Here is a 17,998-nt window from a genome sequence, read left to right on the forward strand (position 1 = left end):
CCGTCATCTTCGTGGACATGCCGACCTCCAGAATCAGTCGGCAATCCATGAATCACACTGGATTCCTTCGTGGAATCCTCAGGCCAATACCTGAGCCAATTCGTCCACACGGCCTAAAAAGCAATCTTTGGGGAGGATGGCAATTTTATCTGCTGACTTACTTGCTCTTTGCGCTTTATTCAGGGAAAGCTTGCAATATTAACATAGCCTGTGATGGCATTTGACGCCATGCAACTGCATGGCGCTGAAAACGAAATGGCGAAGGCGTGAAAACCAGACTAACCGGAAAAATCAAGCCGAGGAAAGTAACTGCACCGCAGGCCAAGGCATTCTCTGTTCATCTTCTCACCGCTTCAGGCTCGTTTTTGGCATTTTTGTCAATTGTTGCTGCAAGTGATGGGCTTTATACGGCCATGTGGTGGTGGTTGGGGCTAGCGCTATTTGTTGATGGTATTGACGGTCCGATTGCGCGCAAGCTCGAAGTTAAATACGTATTGCCCAACTGGTCGGGAGAGCTGCTCGATAATATTATCGACTATGTTACATATGTTTTGATCCCCGCCTTTGCCCTTTATCAAAGCGGATTTATGGGCACAAACCTGTCCTTTTTATCCGGTGCCATCATCGTCGTGACCAGTGCCATATATTATGCCGACACGAGCATGAAAACCAAAGAGAACTTCTTTAAAGGTTTTCCCGTGGTCTGGAATATGGTGGTTTTCACACTGTTTATCGTAAAGCCGGGCGAATGGGTCGCTTTTGCGACGGTAGTGATCTCGGCGATCCTGTCATTTTTACCCATTAACTTCTTACATCCGGTTCGCGTCGTGCGGATGCGACCGCTCAATCTGACGGTGTTTTTGCTTTGGTGTGCGTTTGGTGTAGCGGCACTCTACTATATGCTCGACGCTCCATTATGGGTGCGCGTGGGCATATCAGTGACTGGACTCTACATTTATTTCATCGGTGCCATTATGCAATTATTTCCCAATTTGGGACGCACCGCAGCCGTGATTGCCGCTGAATCTGCGGCTTCTGCTATGAACACAACGGAGGATGACCATGATTAACGCTGTTCTCGTCCATCAAACGGGCGGACCAGAAGTCATGCAATATGAACAGATTGACATCGGCGCCCCAGGGCCCGGTGAAGCTAAAGTCCGTCATGAAGCAATCGGTCTGAATTTTATCGACGTCTATTACCGCACTGGCCTTTATAAAGCGGATCATATGCCGTTTACGCCGGGCAATGAAGGTGCAGGAATTGTCGTTTCAGTGGGCGAGGGGGTTGAACATATCGCGGTTGGTGATCGTGTAGCCTATGCTTCCTCGCCCGGGTCTTATGCGGATGAGCGCATTATGCCCGCCGAACGTTTGGTGAAAGTTCCCGATAATGTGGAACTTAAAACCGCGGCTGCGATGATGCTTAAAGGTATGACTGCTCAATATCTGCTGCGCCATACTTTTCGCGTCGGTCCCGAACATACGATTCTGTTCCATGCTGCTGCGGGTGGCGTGGGGCTGATCGCAGGCCAGTGGGCAAAACATCTTGGAGCAACTGTAATAGGAACTGCAGGATCGGAAGAGAAAGTTGCGCTGGCCAAAGCCCATGGCTACGATCATGTAATCAACTACCGAACGGAAAACTTGGTCGAACGCGTAAAAGAATTAACGCAAGGCGAAGGTGTTGATGTCGTCTATGATTCTGTTGGCCGAGATACCTATATGGGATCACTCGACGTCTTGAAGCCGTTGGGGATGTTTGCGTGTTTTGGTCAGTCGTCCGGTACGATCCCGCCTTTTGATCTGAATATTTTGGCGCAAAAGGGTTCGCTTTTTGCCACACGGCCCACATTATTTAATTATGTGGCTAAGCGTGCTGCGCTTGAAAGAACTGCGCAAGAGCTTTTTGATGTCGTTGCGAGTGGCGCGGTAAAGATAGAAATCAATCAGACCTACGCATTAAAAGACGTGCGCAAGGCGCATGAAGATCTTGAGGGTCGAAAAACCACAGGCGCCTCGATCATCTTACCATAATTAATATTTGAGCATGGGCCTGACAGGCTCGGCAAATTAAACGCATTGACCCCGCGATATACGGGGTCTTTGCTATAAGGGAAGCTTCAGCCCCTCATGGCTATCGACAAAGCCAAGTGATTGATAAAAGCGCAGCGTATCATTACGGGATTTGTCGGTGGTAAGTTGAACCAATCCGCATCCGCGTTCACGACATTGTTCTATGGCCCATAGGATCATCGTGCGGCCAATTCCGCCCCCGCGAATATGGCTTGCAATGCGAACACTTTCGATCTGACCGCGCCAAGCTCCCAGCCGGGAAAGCCCGGGAATGAAACTAAGCTGCAGGCAGCCTATGATCTCATTGTCCAGTTCAACCACTGCGAGCAGTTGATTTGGGTCGTTTTCGATAGCGTCAAATGCGGCCTGATAGCGCGGATTGAGTGGCTCGCTGGGATCTTCACGTTGAGCGCCCAGAAAGTCGTCAGCTAATAATTTGACGATTGCCAGAACATCGGATGGGTGCGCTCTTCGGATTATGGCTGGGCTTTGCACCGGTATGACGCTCCTCCCAAATAAAAACCGGGGTCTGCACCCCGGTTTTATAAAGTTTACGATATTATTCGGCTTCGTCTGCTGGGGCAGCGTTAAGCATGCCATAGCGTTCTTCGCCAATTTTTTCGAGCAATTCGAGCTGCGTTTCGAGAAAGTCAATATGACCTTCTTCGTCTGCGAGCAACTCATCGAAGAGCTGTTTGGAGACATAATCGCCAAGTTCATCGCAAATCTCACGCGATTTTTTATAGGAAGCACGGGCATCATATTCACCCTGCAAATCAGCTTGCAAAACTTCCCTGACATTTTGGCCAATGCGCAGCGGCGCTACGGTTTGCAGATTTGGGTGGCCTTCGAGAAAAATGATACGGTCAATCAATTTGTCTGCATGGTGCATTTCTTCAATTGATTCTTCACGTTCTTTTTTCGCAAGACGCGTGAAACCCCAATCGTTCAGAAGGCGGTAATGCAGCCAGTATTGATTAACAGCGCCTAGCTCTAAAAACAGAGCCTCATTAAGCCGCTCGATGACCTTTGGTTCGCCTTTCATTCCAGGAACTCCCGAATTTTTCTCGTAGAGAACGTACACGATCCATGAACTGAACCACGTTTTCGTCCATTTGGTTGCGACGAAGATGATATTCTTCCGTCACTCTTATGATCGTTTCTACGACGTTTGGGAAGCACCCGCAGCAACGTCCGCGCTTTGACATTGCATTATACACAGTCCCGGGAACGATAAGCCGACAGCAATCCTCATCTAAAAGTTCGATGACGACAGCTTCAATATCTTTTTCTGTAATAACGTTGCAACTACAGACTAACATTTAAAAGATACTCCAAGTACTGCAATGCGAATTGATGTATAAAGCCCGATCGCTGAAGAGTGTTTTATTGTCCTCAGAGGAATTTTTACTCTTTAAAACTCCGTTGCTGGACGGGGAATAGTTTTTAAAGTGATTTTTCATCCGGAAACTGAACAATTTTCCCTATAGTTACAGATCGAAAGGCCCAATCATCAAAGGTAACCTTGAGGTAAGCTATTTAAACTAACCTATCGCACTCAGGTTATGGCGTCTGGGATGCGGAGGGTCAAACTTTATGTTTTGGAAATGTTCTAAATTTCAATAAGTTAGAATTATTCTAAATATGAGTTAAGTATCCATGTTTAAACACTAAACTGGCGTTTAATTGTTTGAGCGGGCCGATTATCGGCCCGACTTTTTATTGTGCGCCATTTCGACGCATTTGCGCAGGGCGCGGCATAAATCAGGTCAAACGCCTTCCACCGCTTCGAATCCCTCAAATTGTGGAGCGCTCATATAGAGCGACTTATTGGCACCTGCATTGCGGTGGGAGCTTCTAAATTGCTCAGATTTGGTCCAGAAGGTAAAATCTTCTTTGCTGCGCCAAACTGTATGTGATGAATAAAGCGTATATCCTTCTTTTTCATTGGTCTCACCGCGCAGCAGATGAAAACTTTCGAAACCCGGTAATTCAGAAAGTTTGGAATCACGGTTTCTCCATAGTGCCTCAAATTCGGTTTCTTTCCCTATGTTCACTTTGAAGCGGTTCATAGCGATGAACATGAAACTCCCTTTCTGTAGAATTGTGCGGTTTTCGAAATCCGCGACCAGATTAGCGTCAACTGCTGGTTGATATATAGAATGTGTGGCGCTCAATTAGTTCTGTTTAATGTATTTGCCGCGGCGCATAAAGTTTATGGTCGTGTCCGTTACAATGAAAGATAGGTGCTGTGTGACGGATTGTCGGCGCAAAATACGGATTCGGTCAAAGCGCTAGAAAATGCGGGCAGGGGACAAATAACGGAAAAATCAGCTTTCATAGGCCAAGTCCGGGCGCGTACTGAACGTGATGACGTTCCTGAGAAGCGCAAACCAATAGCGTTTATGCAGATATATAAATGCTCGTTTCCGGCCAGATAGCTCCGGCAAAACGGGTGCCTATCCGCCAAATCGGTTTAAAGCTCAGCAGCAGAGTAAATTTGGGTGCCCTGATTAATCAGCTTGCGAGGCGAGGTGTTTCGCTTTCATCAAGGCCAAGCAATGCACGAATATTAGGACGCGTTTTGACCATATCAGAAATACTATATTTCATTAAGACAGCGAAAAAGGCGTTCAACGCTTCGCGGAGTGCAGAATTCAACGCGCAACTATCCACCAATGGGCAATCAGTGGCATCGTTCTCAAAACATTCGGCCATGGCGAAGTTTTCTTCTGTCACCCGAACTACATCAAATAGTGTAATTTTTTCGGCGGCGCGACCCAGTCGGACGCCTCCATTGCGTCCGCGAACTGTTTCAATAAGCCCGTGCTGAACCAAAGGCTGGAGAATTTTAAACAAAAACAGTTCTGAGACGCCGTATGAGCGAGCAATTTCGGGCACGCGGCTCAATTCACCTTCATTGGCGGCGCAATACATGAGCATCCGAATGGCGTAATTAGTCTGTCGGGTAAGGCGCATGAATTGTTCCCTTCAGCATAAGTCTAATTCAGTAGTCGGCCGGGCTTGCCGATCTGACAGAACACACATTAGAACTATTCTTAAAACATAGGAAGCCCTTTGTCACATTTAAAGACAAATAGTGCTACTTACACACATCGATCCATTCGGCCGTGACTAATTTTGCCAGTCTTTCAGGGCATATTCGAACAGCACTATTAGTTGCGCCAGCGGCGGGAACGACTTCAGTGAAATCCTTCAAAGAAATATCGCAGTAAACAGGAATGGGATTAGGCAATCCAAAAGGGCAAACTCCGCCGATCGGGTGGCTTGTTTCCGCGAGTACTTTTTCTGGATCAAGCATGCGTGGTTTGGTTCCGAACAGGTCTTTAAATTTGCGATTATCAAGCCGCGCGTCACCCCGTGTAACCAGAAGAATTGTTTGATCTTTCGTCGCAAGTGAAAGTGTTTTGGCAATTTGGGCTGGTTCGACCCCATGCGCTTCTGCCGCTTGAATTACTGTGGCAGTACTGGTGGGCATTTCGATGACTTCAATGTCCGGAGCGTGGCTCGCGAAAAATTCTTTTACTGATTCTAGGCTCATTGCATCCTACATGATTGGTGAGTTCGCCCTATCTTTAACATTAAACCTCTAAGGGGCAAGCGCAGCTATAGATTGAGTTTCTCAACCCAAAGCAGGTAAAATAGCTGTCTTACTGGTTTTGAGGCCGACGCCAATTTTCCAGTCTCTGATCGTTAAACCGACGCTTTCCTAGGACGGGCGTAGGGAACTATCCAGACGTGCAAAAGATCGTGTTTGATGAAATAAATAGTGTAGGGGAGGGTGATATTCTCAGGGAAAATATGCACGAACACATTGACGCGGCTACAAAAACTGCTAAAAGCCAGACACACAGTGATATTTATAGCTTTGTTGGTCTATCAAAGCTGATTTGCAATCACTTGGAGGGGTGGCCGAGCGGTTTAAGGTACCGGTCTTGAAAACCGGCGTGCGGGTGACCGTACCGTGGGTTCGAATCCCACCCCCTCCGCCATAATATTTTCTAAGCAATTGATTTTATTTGGTTTTTTACCTATTCAGGATTTTTGATCCCACATTGCGTTCTGGAACAAACCAAATTCTAAAAGCACTTGTTGGACTATAAAGACGGTTCACGGCGCTGGTCGCTGGAAGGTGATTCTTGTTTCTGATTTGCGATTTTTGCCAAATGACCTTCGATGAGCGCCAGATAAGAAATCACACTGCAAACCAATGCCGCGACTATAACGCCTAATGCAGCCCCAAATAAGATTATAAAGAATCCACCAAAGGGCGCTTGATAGCCCATATATGCCCCAGCCAGAACAATGACCATGGCAATCGTTCCATTTAATACTGACAATGTTTCTGCAAGTAAGCGATTCATATAATCCCCCCCTAATATGTGTTGTGCTGGTCTATATCATCCATTCGCAGTTTAAGCTTCATGCATTCGCTTGCCCCCTGTCATAGCCCTTTGCCTTACTGTCTTTGTTTGCTATCCAACATGAAAGAAATTTATTGATTTGGGAATCTTTCAAATGACCGAAGAGCAGAAACTTAAATTAAAACAGGCACTTTGGAATATTGCCAACACATTACGCGGCAAAATGGACGCCGATCAATTCCGTGATTATATCCTTGGATTTATTTTCTATAAATATTTGTCCGAAAAACTCGTAATAGAAGCCAACAAAGCTTTAGAAGCTGAAGATTTCAAATTTACTGATATTGATGAAACTACTAAAGACGGACAGGAAGTCCTTGAGCACGTCCGTGAGGCCGTCATTGAAAATTTGGGGTACTTCCTAAAACCATCTGAATTGTTTCATGTGCTCGCTCAAAGAGGCAATGGCGGCACATTTGTGCTTGGTGACTTAGCAGCTGTTTTGAATAACATTCAGCGCTCGACAATGGGAACGGAATCCGAAGAGGATTTTGTTAATCTGTTTGAGGATTTGGATTTAACCTCTTCGAAGCTTGGCCGCACAGAGGACGCTAAGAATACGCTGATAGTGAATGTCTTAAAGCATTTGGATAAAATTGATTTCCAGCTTGAAGACAGTGACAGCGATGTTCTAGGCGATGCCTATGAATATTTAATTGCGCAATTTGCCAGTGGCGCTGGTAAAAAAGCAGGTGAATTTTACACCCCGCAAGAAGTTTCAACAATCCTATCCCGCATTGTCACAAGCAATAAGAAGCGTCTGAAATCGGTATATGATCCGACATGCGGCTCAGGCTCACTGTTATTGCGCGTTGCAAAAGAAGCTGAAAACGTTGGCCATATTTACGGGCAGGAACAAAACAGAACAACATACAACCTTGCAAGAATGAACATGATCTTGCATGGGGTGCATTATACTGAGTTTGATATCAAGCTCGATGATACACTTGAACATCCTCATCATATCGATGAGCAGTTTGATGCGATTGTTGCCAATCCACCATTCAGCGCCAAATGGTCAGCAAATCCCATTCATTTAACTGATCCGCGTTTCAGCCAATATGGCAGACTTGCCCCAGCCTCTAAGGCGGACTTTGCATTTGTTCAGCATATGCTGCATCACCTGAGCGAAAACGGCACAATGGCCGTTATCCTGCCGCACGGTGTTTTGTTCCGTGGTGGCGCTGAGGGGCATATCAGAGAATATCTGATTAAAGAACGCAACTGGCTTGATGCGGTTATTGGCCTTCCAGCCAATATCTTTTACGGCACATCAATCCCGACATGCATTCTTGTATTCAAAAAGTGCCGTGAAAACCCTGACGATATTTTATTCATTGATGCCAGCGCTGGTTTTGAAAAGGTCAAAAACCAGAATGTTTTACGGCCTGAAGACATCAACAAGATCGTTGATGCTTATCGCAACCGTTCAGAAGAAGACAAGTTCAGCCATAGAGCCAGCATGGCTGAGATTGCTGAGAATGATTATAATCTTAATATCCCGCGCTATGTCGATACATTCGAAGCTGAAGAAGAAATTGATCTGGCAGCCGTGACCGCTGAAATTATAGCCATTGATAAAGACATGGCGGCAATTGACGATAAGATCAAAGCGTTTTGTGCAGAACTTGGCTTGGAGGCACCGCTATGAGTGGATTAGCGCCAAAGCTGAGGTTCAAACAAGATGATGGTTCGGACTTTCCTGAGTGGGAAGAAAAGCCCTTTGGCCAAGCAGTGACAAGAGGAACACAAGATAAAGAACGCCCCAATCGCCCGAATCTTTGGGTTATAGATTTGGAGCATTTAGAGAGTGGAACAGGCCGAATTCTTTCAAAGTCTACCACTGAAAATAGTCTGAGCCAAAAAAATGTATTCTCATCCGGTGACATTCTATTTGGTAAACTGAGACCATATCTTAAAAAATATGCGCGACCTGATTTTGATGGTGTTTGTTCTTCTGAAATATGGGTTCTATCCGGAATCGAAGTGATAAACGCATACTTATTTTACGTAGTTCAAACGAGTTATTTCAATCAATTAGCTAATATTAGTTCTGGTTCCAAAATGCCACGATCTGATTGGGAAACGATTGCTGACTCTGAGTTTTCAATCCCCTCCCTCCCAGAACAGCGAAAGATTGCTGATTTCTTATCATCTATTGATGCGAAGATTGATGCTGTTAAGCGAAAACTGAACGCTTTTGAGCGTTATAAAAAGGGCTTGATGCAACAGATTTTCGCCCAAAAAATCAGGTTCAAACAAGATGATGGTTCGGACTTTCCAGACTGGGAAGAAAAAGAACTTAACGAGATTGCTGTTCGCTGTAGAGAAAGAAATGCCAATTCGGAAATTACACGTGTCTTAACGAACTCAGCTGTTCAAGGTGTGGTAGATCAGTCAAAATATTTTGATAAAGATATTGCAAATGCCGATAATCTTGCACGCTATTACATTGTCCAGAATGGGGACTTTGTTTACAATCCTCGTATATCTGTTTCAGCACCCGTGGGACCAATAAAGCGCAATAATCTTGGCACTGGGGTGATGTCTCCGCTTTACACAGTCATACGTTTTAAAAGTACAAATACTGATTTTTATGATCATTATTTTCAAAGTAATATGTGGCATGAATATATGAAAAGCGTTGCAAATTACGGCGCAAGACATGACCGTATGGCGATCACCACACATGACTTCATGGCACTTCCGATCCCGTTTCCATCGCTACTAGAACAGCAAAAGATTGCTGATTTCTTATCGTCTGTTGATGCTAAAATTGATGCCATCAAAACACAAATAGACAAACTGGAAGCCTTTAAAAAAGGCCTTTTGCAACAAATGTTTGTTTAAAGTTTATAAGCGGGGGAGATCGTCATGGCGGACTATCAATCAGAGGCACAATTGGAAGCTGGTCTTGTCAAAAGACTGCATGGCTTGGGCTGGGAACCTGTTACGATTAATGACGGCAATGCATTACGTGCTAACTTAAAAAAGCAGCTGGAACTACATAATAAAATACAGCTTACTGATGCCGAATTTGCCCAGGTCATCAATCATCTGGATAAGGGCAACGTCTTTGATAAAGCCTTGATATTGCGCGATCGCATGCATTTAAAGCGCGATGATGGCACAGTGCTTTATCTGCAGTTCCTCAATAGTGATGAATGGTGCCGTAATCAGTACCAAGTCACAACACAAGTTTCTCAAACGGGTTCCTACAACAACCGCTATGACGTCACTTTATTGGTGAATGGTTTACCATTAGTGCAAATCGAACTGAAGCGCCGTGGCATAGAGCTAAAAGAAGCCTTTAATCAAATCAATCGCTATCAGCGTCATTCATTCTGGGCAGAAAATGGCTTATTTCAATATGTGCAGCTGTTTGTCATCTCCAATGGTGTGAACACCAAATATTACGCCAACAACCGCTATCAACATTTTAATCAGACATTTTATTGGGCAGATGAAGACAATAATCTAATCACACAGCTTGATGCTTTTGCTGATGTGTTTTTGGAAAAATGTCATCTTTCCAAAATGATCAGCAAATATATTGTGCTCAATCAGTCAAAAGTGATGATGGTGCTCAGGCCATACCAATATTATGCAGCTGAAGCCATTGCCCAGCAGGTCAAGAACGGACGCGAAAACGGTTATATCTGGCATACAACTGGATCAGGTAAGACCCTGACTAGCTTTAAAGCCGCGCAATTACTGCTTGATAATCCTAAAATTCACAAGGTGCTGTTTGTCGTTGATAGAAACGATCTCGACTATCAAACACAAAAAGAATTTAACGCTTTTAGTGAAGGTTCTGTCGATAATACCGACAATACGCACGCACTGGTTAAGCAGCTGACAGGCCACAACCGGCTAATCGTCACAACCATTCAGAAACTGAACAATGCAATCAAGCGCGAACAACATAAAGCACTTCTTGATGATATAAAAAACCAACGCATTGTTTTTATCTTTGATGAATGTCATCGCTCACAGTTTGGCGATACGCATAAAGCGATCGTTAATTTCTTCACCAAAGCCCAGTTGTTTGGTTTCACGGGTACGCCTATTCTCGCGGAAAATGCCAATAATAACCGGACAACAGAAGACCTGTTTGGCAAATGCCTACATAAATATGTCATCACCGATGCCATTCGTGATGGTAATGTATTACGCTTTGCTGTCGAATATTGGGGCAAGCTTAAATATAAAGATGGTGGTGCTTTTGATGAAGAAGCCGCTGGCATTGATCTGCAAGAGTTCTTCAATCATCCAGATCGCCTTGATAGGGTCACCGATTGGATTATCGAAAATCATAATCGTAAAACGCACGACAAAGATTTCTCAGCCATTTTTTGCGTGAGTTCAAAAGATGCGGCTATCGCTTATTATGATCTGTTCAAGCAAAAGCGTCTCGAGGGTAAACATGATTTGCGGATAGCCACAATCTTCACCTATGCCGCGAATGAAGACGACAGCGATGCCACGGGCGAAATTGGCGATTCTGATATAGATTTCATCAATAACAAGCCTATCAATGCGCATACACGCGACAAGCTGGAAAGCTATGTTCAAGATTATAATGAGCTATATAAAACCAAGCACAGTATTAAAGACAGCAAGGGCTTTTATACCTATTACAATGAGATATCTGACCGTCTTAAAAATCGCGAAAAGCAAGGCGCTGACCCGAAAGATCGGCTAGATATTCTCATTGTCGTTAATATGTTTTTGACGGGTTTTGATGCCAAGAAAGTCAATACGCTTTATGTTGACAAGAACCTGAAATATCACGGTCTTATTCAGGCGTTTTCCCGCACTAACAGAATCTTTGATTCCAAGAAATCGCAAGGCAATATTTTCTGTTTCAGAAACCTGAAACAACAGACAGATGCCGCTATCACGCTTTATTCCAACAAGGATGCCATCACAACGGTTCTAATGGCACCTTATGAGGAATATATTGAAGAGTTCAATAAGGCTGTTGCTGAGCTGTTTTCTATTGCGCCGGACGTGGACGCGGTTAACCAACTGGAATCCGAAGAAGAGGTTCTGGCCTTTGTTCAGGCGTTCAGAAAACTCATTCGTTTGCACAACGTTTTGACAAGCTTTGCTGAATTCACACAAACTGATCTTGATATTGAAACGCAAACCTTCGAAGATTTCAAAAGCAAATATCTGGATATTTATGAACGTTCACGGCGTGACAACAATGAGGAAAAGGCTTCTATCGTTAACGAAGTCGATTTTGAGCTTGAGCTTATCCAGCGTGATGAAATCAATGTGGCCTATATCCTGTCATTGCTTGGGCAAGCTATGGAAGAAGGCAAAAGCCTTGATACACATCAACAAGATGAAGCTGCCAAGAAACAAAAGCTTATCCGTGACTTGTTAAGCAATGAACCACGACTGCGAAGCAAGCGCGAACTGCTTGAGCGGTTTATTGATGACTATATGCCCAAACTAAGCCCATCTGACAGCGTTCAATCAGCCTTCCATGATTATTGGGAAAAGCAAAAAGAAACAGCCCTGAATGAGATTTGTATCTCTGAAAACTTGGATAGAGATAAATTCCATCATCTTATGGAAGAATATTATTTTACCGAACGCATGCCGATAGATCGCGATATCGTTTCAACACTTAAAACGGTGCCCCGTATTCTTGAACGCAAATCAATTGTGCAGCGTGTCAGTGATAAATTCAAAAACTATATCCAGACTTTTGATGATGGTATGGGGGACGTTTAAACATGTCAGTAGTTAAGCAAATTCCCAATTATCAAGAGTTGATGCTGCCTGTTTTAAAATATGCAGCACAAGGGGAGCAAAGAGTTCCTGATTTATCTGAAAAAATTGCTGATGATCTGGGCTTATCTGTTGAATTGCGAGATGAAATGCTTCCCAGCGGAAAACAGCGGATTCTGCACAATCGAATTCACTGGGCAAAATTCTATATGGGTAAAGCCGGACTCATTGAATCGCCAACCAGAGGCCGTTTTGTTGCAACTGAAGCCGGTCGTGCATTGTTATTGAACAATCCTGATAAAATTGATGTTTCGCTTTTATTAAAAAATCCAGATTTTCAAACCTTTTACAAAGGTGATAATCAGCAGGAAGCAGCAACAGTTTTAAAGCCACAAAGTGCTATCCATCCTGAACAAAACACTGAAACGCCAGAAGAACAAATCGAATCTGCTTATAGTTCGATCAATGCAGCGCTGCGTGCTGATTTGTTGGAAAGAATTACGTCGAATAGCCCTGCGTTTTTTGAGCTACTCATCGTTAATTTACTAGTTGCAATGGGTTACGGAGGCTCTCATAAAAACGCCTCTGAACAATTGGGGCGTTCCGGTGATGGCGGTGTTGATGGCATAATCAATGAAGATCGCTTAGGCTTAGATCGCGTTTATGTACAAGCAAAGCGCTATGCATCAACCAACACAGTCGGTCGGCCTGATATTCAAGGTTTTGTTGGCAGCTTGGTAGGACTAGGCGCAAATAAAGGGGTATTTGTAACAACGTCATCTTTTAGTCAACAAGCCAAAGATTTTGTAAAGCATTTATCTCAAAGGATCATCCTAATCGATGGCAGAATGCTAACAGAATTGATGATTGAGCATCAAGTTGGCGTCCGAACTCAGCGGATTATTGAATTCAAACGTATCGATGAGGATTTCTTCACTGAAGATTAAATTCCCATCTTTGGGATTTTAATCCCATAATGTCTTTTATATTTGGCGCTGCATACGTGCTATTTGTGCTAATCGTGCTAATCGGTTAATATACAGACCTAACAGGGGGCAGCCGTATGAGTTTTGTTGAGATTGAAAGAATTAATTGCGCTGATGATGAGGGTAATAAATATGTTGTAATTGTGCGACAAGAAATAATAAGCAAGTCTTTTGGCGGTGTCGTGCAAAAAATAAAAGGGCATAAAGATTTTATTCTTTCTGATGGCAGACACGTAAAAATGATTGGCAAAGATTATAAAACATTTGAAATTCTTGACAGTAATGAGGCGCGAATCAAAGCTGTTGAATAATTAATAGGCCTGCGAAGTTACTCAGCCTCGCAGGCCTATTTTGTTAGTTTCTGACTATCCGATAAGCTTCTTTGCGAGCCTTATCTCGGATGAAAACACCCTTTTCAAGAGGAATAAGCCAGCCGTATTCAACTAAGACTTTGATGGCTTTGTTTGCAGTGGGTCTTTCCCGCATTGAGCGCTTGGGCGCAAACTGCACCACCTCATTGGGCAAAATTTCAGCATGTTGCCATTTTTCAATAAGCCACTTCCGCAACTCTTCAGCATTTGCTGTTTCTTGTGAAATTACAGCAGCATCAGACAGTCGCAATGCCTCGTCAAGATAGAACTCTGCTAATGTAGTGCCATGCACCATGTTGATACCTGACACTTCTTTGGCTTCAAGATCATCCCATAACGTTAAGACACCTGCTATACGGGCAGCTTGCTCAGCTGCTTTCGAAGCATAGCCGGTAATATGCGCATATTTGCCGCCTTTTTGCATAGCGGTTTCGATTCTATCAGCAAACTGAATGAGGACTCCTCTTGCATCTTCAGATAGTTTAAGCAATCTGGGATTCAGAGCGCGGGTTTTCTCATCCATTGGCAAAGGGGTTTCAAGAATTTGCTTTAAGCGTAAAGTAAATGCTTCAATAGGCTTGGGATCATATTGCGATTTAGAATATAATCGTGTTCCAATTGTACTTTCTGGCTCGCTAATAAGAAATCTAGGCAAAAAACCAGTATCGTCAGTCATAGGGTCAGCCATGAATTGACGTGCTACACTTGGTTGAATCATCAAATGAATAGCCAACCTTCTACCAAAAAGCACGAAACTTCCATCGCCAGCCCTATCCCTTCTTATTGGATTACCCTGCCAAAGATCATTAAAGGCGGCCAAAGTCTTTTGACGATTATCTTTGCCCATTGCATATCCGCCAAGAAATTGCCCCCCTTCATCTGAAAAGACCCCCAAACTCGGCTGCCCCTCATGAAACTTGCGAACAAGCCCCTCATAAGTTGGTTCCGTAACTACTCGCTCCTTTGATGGCGGCATATCAGGTTCAGCTCCAAGGCTTTCAAGATTAGCCTGAGCTGCCTGTGCTTTATCGGAAATACTGCCTTTCACTTCAGCAAGATAACTTTTACGTTTTGCCTCCCAGATATCATGCTCAATTTTCCATTGATTCAACGCAGTGCGCTGTTCATCAGCTTGTTCTTGCTCATGATCGCGGATACCCTGCATAAAGTAACTATCAACAGAGGTCTTACGTTCACCCGACTGGGCAATAGTAAGGCCGTAAAGAGAGATCGGGCAATCGCCTCTCAGCTTTTCCACGTTGGCAAACCCCTGAAGGGCTAAAGAGGAAATTGTTAATGCTGATTGCGCAGATATGGCTAAGGGCGCTTGCGTTGCCCCTTGCACAGCCAAAACAGCTTTTAAAAGGCCACTCAGAGCATGTTGCGGATATTCAGACGGTGCTGCAATTTCACGAACAAGCGGCTGCGCACCTTCACATTTAAAAGGACTTGGGACTGGAATATTCATGCTGAAACTCCTTTCTTGATTAAATAATCATTCCAATCCATGCCATCCGGTGCGGGATATAATGACACTTCCCAACCCAATGCAGTTGCTCTATGCGCCAATGAATAAGCGGCTTGCTTGCCTACGCCCTTGTCGTCGTTATCAGGTGCAATAATTAACTGATGCGGTTTAGATGGCAGCTTGACACTGGTCATCCCAGAAGCAGAAAGAGCGGCCCAAATACTCACCGGATACGGCAATAAACCTGAGCCAAGGGAGAGCGCTGTCTCGATGCCTTCAGCGATCACAAGCTTTTCACTGCCTGCTAGCAAACGCACCGCACCGCCTTTGCAAGTGCCCAGCATTGCTTTTGATGGCGATAGAGGGGCTTTGTTGGCCTGCCCGTCCAAATAGGTGCGGTGTACCGCAAAGCGCTCAGTGCCTTGCACACGCGCAATCAGAGCAGGGAGCTTTTGATTGCTTTGATGCCAGCAAGCCGCATGAAAGCGCAATGTTTCGGGCATAGGGCAAGTGATGCCGCGCTTGTTTAGATAGCTCTCAGCAAGAGTGCCATGAATTGGCAAAGAGCTATCCCAGATGACGCGTGCTTGCTCTGAAAGCCTTCTTTGCCTTGCGGTTTCAGCTAAGCGCTGTGTCTCAAGCTGGGCTGTACTTGCTGGGGCCGTGTGATGATATGCATCAACCAGCGCCAATCCATTAAGGGCGCTGATTATATCGCGAAAATCACAACCTGCATGACAATGCGCTAAAAGCTGACCATCGTCGCCATCTGCGAGGCTTAACGCCGGGGTTTTCGTGTTGTTATGGGCTGGGCAATATCCCAGACCGTAACGGCCAAACCAGCGCCCCTTTAGAGCCAGTGTAATTGTTTGCGCATTAGCCATGTTGATCACCCCCATTCAAATGAGGGAAAGAATTTATTTGACCGTCTGCGTTGCATGGTGTTAATAAGGTCATGTTGAAGTTTCCTAAAAGGCTCGAATTTTGCGCCAACAAAATTTGAACCAGCTGATTGAAATGAAGCATGTCAAACCTCATTGCGATGTTTGAGATTGTTTAGCCAGTTGGATATATCAGCTTCGCGCCAGCCAACGGCGCGAACTCCGAGCTTTACAGCTTGCGGGAAAGTCCCTTTTGTCATCCCATCATAAATGGATGAACGCGAAAGCCCTGTGCGGCTTTCAACTTCGGGTCGTCTCAAAATCATAGTCATGTGAATGCCTTTCTTGGCGGTTGAAGTACATCAACAAGATAGTCATTCTTTTTTATTTGAAAATTGCGAGCTAATTTTAGAAATTAAAACACAAAGCTTTGGCCTGTGTGTAGGCATCTCTTGCGGATTGTGGTGTTGAAGCATCACTTGGCAAAATTGCTTCTAATTGAGACCACGAAGCCCCCATTTCCCGTCCATCCAGCAATCGTAGATATAACAGCCACTTTTGTGGATGCCGTCTTTTTTGTAATTTTTTGCCGTGTTTAATCTTTTGATAAGCCAGTAAGTTATCTTTTGCTGCCGCCAATTGCGGTTCAAGTGGTTTATCAATATCGAACTTAACTAAAACCTCACCTTCCCCAGCTGAAACATTAAATAAATCCCCCCAATGGCGATCTCCAACTCCATTTATAAACGAAATATTCCCGTCATACTCTAAACTCGAAAATATGACATGATCAGGCTGCTCAGATATTCTAGGGTTAGGGAGCGCGGTATAGCCATATTTAAAACTGCCATCCCTTATCATTGCAGTAAACCCCGGAACATCAGGAGTTAATAGCGTATCAGGCAACTTATTTTCAAGTTTTCTTGCATTGACCCAAAAATCATAAGTTTGATCTTTCCAGTTATCGAAGTCGTTACGGTAATCATCTCTGCGACGAGTGAACTCCCATCTCCAGCGCATGAATGACCAGCTTGAAGTATTCCCATAACTGCTTTCATCTTGCCAGTCGGGTAATCCCCATTCTGTGGCAATTGCATTCCTGTCAATCATACTTAAGAATCCACTAAATATTCCGCCCAATCTTTCATCAGTTGCGTTCTTTTATCAAGGTAATCTGAACGTGCATAAGCAGCGACAACTTTGTCAGATACTTTATGCGCTAAAGCAGCTTCAGCGATTTCACCTGCAAAATCTGTTTGTTCTTGTGCCCATGTCCGAAATGATGTGCGGAAGCCGTGAACATCAGCGTCAAAACCCAGTTCTTTAATCAACTTCGATAACGTCATGTCTGATAAAGGGCGATCATGCTTTGTACCGTAAAAAACATACTTAGAACCATCAGAGAGCAATTTTGCCTCATTGATGATTTCAGTTGCCCGTTCTGATAGCGGAATACGGTGCTCTTGCTTTGCTTTCATGCGTGAAGCGGGGATGATCCACATGGGCGGATTAGCACAATTAGCACGATTAGCATCATCAGGCTTTGGAATTTGAAACTCTTCCCATGTAGCGCCACGCACCTCGCCTGAACGTGTTGCCGTCAATATAAGAAACTCCATCGCCAGCTTGGTTGTTTGACCAGCGCCCGACGACTGAACAGCTTTAATGCATTTAGAAACATCGCGGTAATGAAGAGCTTTACGATTGACGGGCGCTTTATTTGACTTGGGTAAAGCGCTGGTTATGCTTTGAGCTGGATCATCCTGCCGCCAACCTTTGCCAATAGCCCATTTCATTACTGTTGATATGCGCTGCCTTACACGTCTGGCAGTTTCATGTTTATCATTCCAGATTGGCGTTAAAACACGCAAAATATCCGATGTGTTAATATCGCCAATTTTTATCTTCCCGATATGAGGAAATGCATAGGTGTTGATTGCCGCTGAGAAGTGACCCGGTTTTTCCACCGAGAATTGACCCGCCTTTTAATTAATGTTCGGGTTTTTATTCACGGTCAAGTTTCGTG

At 44.4% G+C, this 17,998-nt stretch carries 20 protein-coding genes and 1 tRNA gene; 9 read left to right on the plus strand and 12 right to left on the minus strand.

The window, feature by feature from the left end:
- The 3 genes from C7374_RS16270 to C7374_RS12275 all read left to right on the plus strand — a co-directional run.
- The coding region (locus tag C7374_RS16270) for a hypothetical protein (RefSeq protein WP_210205126.1) at positions 1 to 224 on the plus strand (224 nt) is incomplete at its 5' end.
- Positions 225 to 266: 42 nt separating this feature from the next.
- Complete coding sequence (pcsA, locus tag C7374_RS12270) at positions 267 to 1,070, plus strand: phosphatidylcholine synthase (protein WP_111575926.1); 804 nt, start codon at positions 267 to 269, stop codon at positions 1,068 to 1,070.
- Positions 1,063 to 2,037: a quinone oxidoreductase family protein gene (locus C7374_RS12275; RefSeq protein ID WP_111575927.1), complete on the plus strand. Its 975-nt coding sequence runs from the start codon at positions 1,063 to 1,065 to the stop codon at positions 2,035 to 2,037. The genes pcsA and C7374_RS12275 overlap by 8 nt, the downstream gene beginning before the upstream one ends.
- Positions 2,038 to 2,109: 72 nt before the next feature.
- Here C7374_RS12275 and C7374_RS12280 read toward each other — a convergent pair whose 3' ends face one another.
- From C7374_RS12280 to C7374_RS12305, 6 genes are all read right to left on the minus strand, one after another.
- Positions 2,110 to 2,571 carry a GNAT family N-acetyltransferase gene (locus C7374_RS12280; protein ID WP_245412658.1) on the minus strand — a complete coding sequence of 154 codons (462 nt, stop codon included), beginning with the start codon at positions 2,569 to 2,571 and terminating at the stop codon, positions 2,110 to 2,112.
- Between the two features lie 64 nt (positions 2,572 to 2,635).
- Positions 2,636 to 3,121: a bacterioferritin gene (gene bfr / locus C7374_RS12285; protein ID WP_111575929.1), complete on the minus strand. Its 486-nt coding sequence runs from the start codon at positions 3,119 to 3,121 to the stop codon at positions 2,636 to 2,638.
- Complete coding sequence (locus C7374_RS12290; RefSeq protein ID WP_111575930.1) at positions 3,087 to 3,398, minus strand: (2Fe-2S)-binding protein; 312 nt, start codon at positions 3,396 to 3,398, stop codon at positions 3,087 to 3,089. Before C7374_RS12290 ends, bfr begins: the two co-directional genes overlap by 35 nt.
- 447 nt (positions 3,399 to 3,845) lie before the next feature.
- The gene (gene hmuQ / locus C7374_RS12295) at positions 3,846 to 4,160 is read right to left on the minus strand and encodes a heme-degrading protein HmuQ (RefSeq protein ID WP_111575931.1); all 315 of its coding nucleotides are present in this window, start codon (positions 4,158 to 4,160) and stop codon (positions 3,846 to 3,848) included.
- Positions 4,161 to 4,593: 433 nt separating this feature from the next.
- Positions 4,594 to 5,055: an iron-responsive transcriptional regulator RirA gene (gene rirA, locus C7374_RS12300; RefSeq protein ID WP_111575932.1), complete on the minus strand. Its 462-nt coding sequence runs from the start codon at positions 5,053 to 5,055 to the stop codon at positions 4,594 to 4,596.
- A gap of 124 nt (positions 5,056 to 5,179) precedes the next feature.
- Positions 5,180 to 5,638 carry a YbaK/EbsC family protein gene (locus tag C7374_RS12305; RefSeq protein ID WP_111575933.1) on the minus strand — a complete coding sequence of 153 codons (459 nt, stop codon included), beginning with the start codon at positions 5,636 to 5,638 and terminating at the stop codon, positions 5,180 to 5,182.
- A 361-nt stretch (positions 5,639 to 5,999) separates the two neighbouring features.
- Here C7374_RS12305 and C7374_RS12310 point away from each other — a divergent pair.
- A tRNA-Ser gene (locus C7374_RS12310) sits at positions 6,000 to 6,089 on the plus strand.
- A 105-nt stretch (positions 6,090 to 6,194) separates the two neighbouring features.
- On the opposite strand, the gene C7374_RS12315 is transcribed toward C7374_RS12310, so the two are convergent.
- Positions 6,195 to 6,461: a hypothetical protein gene (locus C7374_RS12315; protein ID WP_111575934.1), complete on the minus strand. Its 267-nt coding sequence runs from the start codon at positions 6,459 to 6,461 to the stop codon at positions 6,195 to 6,197.
- Between the two features lie 154 nt (positions 6,462 to 6,615).
- On the opposite strand from C7374_RS12315, the gene C7374_RS12320 reads away from it, so the two are divergent.
- From C7374_RS12320 to C7374_RS12340, 5 genes are all read left to right on the plus strand, one after another.
- The gene (locus tag C7374_RS12320) at positions 6,616 to 8,172 is read left to right on the plus strand and encodes a type I restriction-modification system subunit M (protein WP_111575935.1); all 1,557 of its coding nucleotides are present in this window, start codon (positions 6,616 to 6,618) and stop codon (positions 8,170 to 8,172) included.
- A complete protein-coding gene (locus C7374_RS12325) occupies positions 8,169 to 9,371 on the plus strand; it encodes a restriction endonuclease subunit S (RefSeq protein WP_111575936.1) in 1,203 nt (400 codons plus the stop codon). The genes C7374_RS12320 and C7374_RS12325 overlap by 4 nt, the downstream gene beginning before the upstream one ends.
- 24 nt (positions 9,372 to 9,395) lie before the next feature.
- The gene (locus C7374_RS12330; protein WP_111575937.1) at positions 9,396 to 12,269 is read left to right on the plus strand and encodes a type I restriction endonuclease subunit R; all 2,874 of its coding nucleotides are present in this window, start codon (positions 9,396 to 9,398) and stop codon (positions 12,267 to 12,269) included.
- Positions 12,270 to 12,271: 2 nt separating this feature from the next.
- A complete protein-coding gene (locus C7374_RS12335; protein WP_111575938.1) occupies positions 12,272 to 13,213 on the plus strand; it encodes a restriction endonuclease in 942 nt (313 codons plus the stop codon).
- Positions 13,214 to 13,329: 116 nt separating this feature from the next.
- Positions 13,330 to 13,563 carry a hypothetical protein gene (locus C7374_RS12340; RefSeq protein WP_111575939.1) on the plus strand — a complete coding sequence of 78 codons (234 nt, stop codon included), beginning with the start codon at positions 13,330 to 13,332 and terminating at the stop codon, positions 13,561 to 13,563.
- Positions 13,564 to 13,606: 43 nt separating this feature from the next.
- Here C7374_RS12340 and C7374_RS12345 read toward each other — a convergent pair whose 3' ends face one another.
- The 5 genes from C7374_RS12345 to C7374_RS12365 all read right to left on the minus strand — a co-directional run bounded on the left by C7374_RS12345 (position 13,607) and on the right by C7374_RS12365 (position 17,939).
- Positions 13,607 to 15,091 carry a YfjI family protein gene (locus C7374_RS12345; protein WP_111575940.1) on the minus strand — a complete coding sequence of 495 codons (1,485 nt, stop codon included), beginning with the start codon at positions 15,089 to 15,091 and terminating at the stop codon, positions 13,607 to 13,609.
- Positions 15,088 to 15,975 carry a DUF7146 domain-containing protein gene (locus C7374_RS12350; RefSeq protein ID WP_111575941.1) on the minus strand — a complete coding sequence of 296 codons (888 nt, stop codon included), beginning with the start codon at positions 15,973 to 15,975 and terminating at the stop codon, positions 15,088 to 15,090. Before C7374_RS12350 ends, C7374_RS12345 begins: the two co-directional genes overlap by 4 nt.
- A 143-nt stretch (positions 15,976 to 16,118) precedes the next feature.
- The gene (locus C7374_RS12355) at positions 16,119 to 16,304 is read right to left on the minus strand and encodes an AlpA family transcriptional regulator (RefSeq protein ID WP_111575942.1); all 186 of its coding nucleotides are present in this window, start codon (positions 16,302 to 16,304) and stop codon (positions 16,119 to 16,121) included.
- A 76-nt stretch (positions 16,305 to 16,380) separates the two neighbouring features.
- Entirely contained in the window at positions 16,381 to 17,082 is a 702-nt protein-coding gene (locus tag C7374_RS12360; protein WP_111575943.1) for a hypothetical protein, read from the minus strand.
- 2 nt (positions 17,083 to 17,084) lie between these two features.
- Complete coding sequence (locus tag C7374_RS12365) at positions 17,085 to 17,939, minus strand: tyrosine-type recombinase/integrase (protein ID WP_111575944.1); 855 nt, start codon at positions 17,937 to 17,939, stop codon at positions 17,085 to 17,087.
- Between the last annotated feature and the right edge of the window lie 59 nt (positions 17,940 to 17,998).

The sequence above is a fragment of the Falsochrobactrum ovis genome (genome assembly GCF_003259955.1).
GTDB classification, from domain to species: domain Bacteria; phylum Pseudomonadota; class Alphaproteobacteria; order Rhizobiales; family Rhizobiaceae; genus Brucella; species Brucella ovis_A.

Bases quoted from the DNA above. Each gene is read 5' to 3' on its own strand.
- C7374_RS12275 (WP_111575927.1), top strand. From the start codon at position 1,063: ATGATTAACGCTGTTCTCGTCCATCAAACGGGCGGACCAGAAGTCATG.
- bfr (WP_111575929.1), bottom strand. From the start codon at position 3,121: ATGAAAGGCGAACCAAAGGTCATCGAGCGGCTTAATGAGGCTCTGTTT.
- C7374_RS12290 (WP_111575930.1), bottom strand. From the start codon at position 3,398: ATGTTAGTCTGTAGTTGCAACGTTATTACAGAAAAAGATATTGAAGCT.
- hmuQ (WP_111575931.1), bottom strand. From the start codon at position 4,160: ATGTTCATCGCTATGAACCGCTTCAAAGTGAACATAGGGAAAGAAACC.
- rirA (WP_111575932.1), bottom strand. From the start codon at position 5,055: ATGCGCCTTACCCGACAGACTAATTACGCCATTCGGATGCTCATGTAT.
- C7374_RS12305 (WP_111575933.1), bottom strand. From the start codon at position 5,638: ATGAGCCTAGAATCAGTAAAAGAATTTTTCGCGAGCCACGCTCCGGAC.
- C7374_RS12315 (WP_111575934.1), bottom strand. From the start codon at position 6,461: ATGAATCGCTTACTTGCAGAAACATTGTCAGTATTAAATGGAACGATT.
- C7374_RS12320 (WP_111575935.1), top strand. From the start codon at position 6,616: ATGACCGAAGAGCAGAAACTTAAATTAAAACAGGCACTTTGGAATATT.
- C7374_RS12325 (WP_111575936.1), top strand. From the start codon at position 8,169: ATGAGTGGATTAGCGCCAAAGCTGAGGTTCAAACAAGATGATGGTTCG.
- C7374_RS12330 (WP_111575937.1), top strand. From the start codon at position 9,396: ATGGCGGACTATCAATCAGAGGCACAATTGGAAGCTGGTCTTGTCAAA.
- C7374_RS12335 (WP_111575938.1), top strand. From the start codon at position 12,272: ATGTCAGTAGTTAAGCAAATTCCCAATTATCAAGAGTTGATGCTGCCT.
- C7374_RS12340 (WP_111575939.1), top strand. From the start codon at position 13,330: ATGAGTTTTGTTGAGATTGAAAGAATTAATTGCGCTGATGATGAGGGT.
- C7374_RS12345 (WP_111575940.1), bottom strand. From the start codon at position 15,091: ATGAATATTCCAGTCCCAAGTCCTTTTAAATGTGAAGGTGCGCAGCCG.
- C7374_RS12350 (WP_111575941.1), bottom strand. From the start codon at position 15,975: ATGGCTAATGCGCAAACAATTACACTGGCTCTAAAGGGGCGCTGGTTT.
- C7374_RS12355 (WP_111575942.1), bottom strand. From the start codon at position 16,304: ATGACTATGATTTTGAGACGACCCGAAGTTGAAAGCCGCACAGGGCTT.
- C7374_RS12360 (WP_111575943.1), bottom strand. From the start codon at position 17,082: ATGATTGACAGGAATGCAATTGCCACAGAATGGGGATTACCCGACTGG.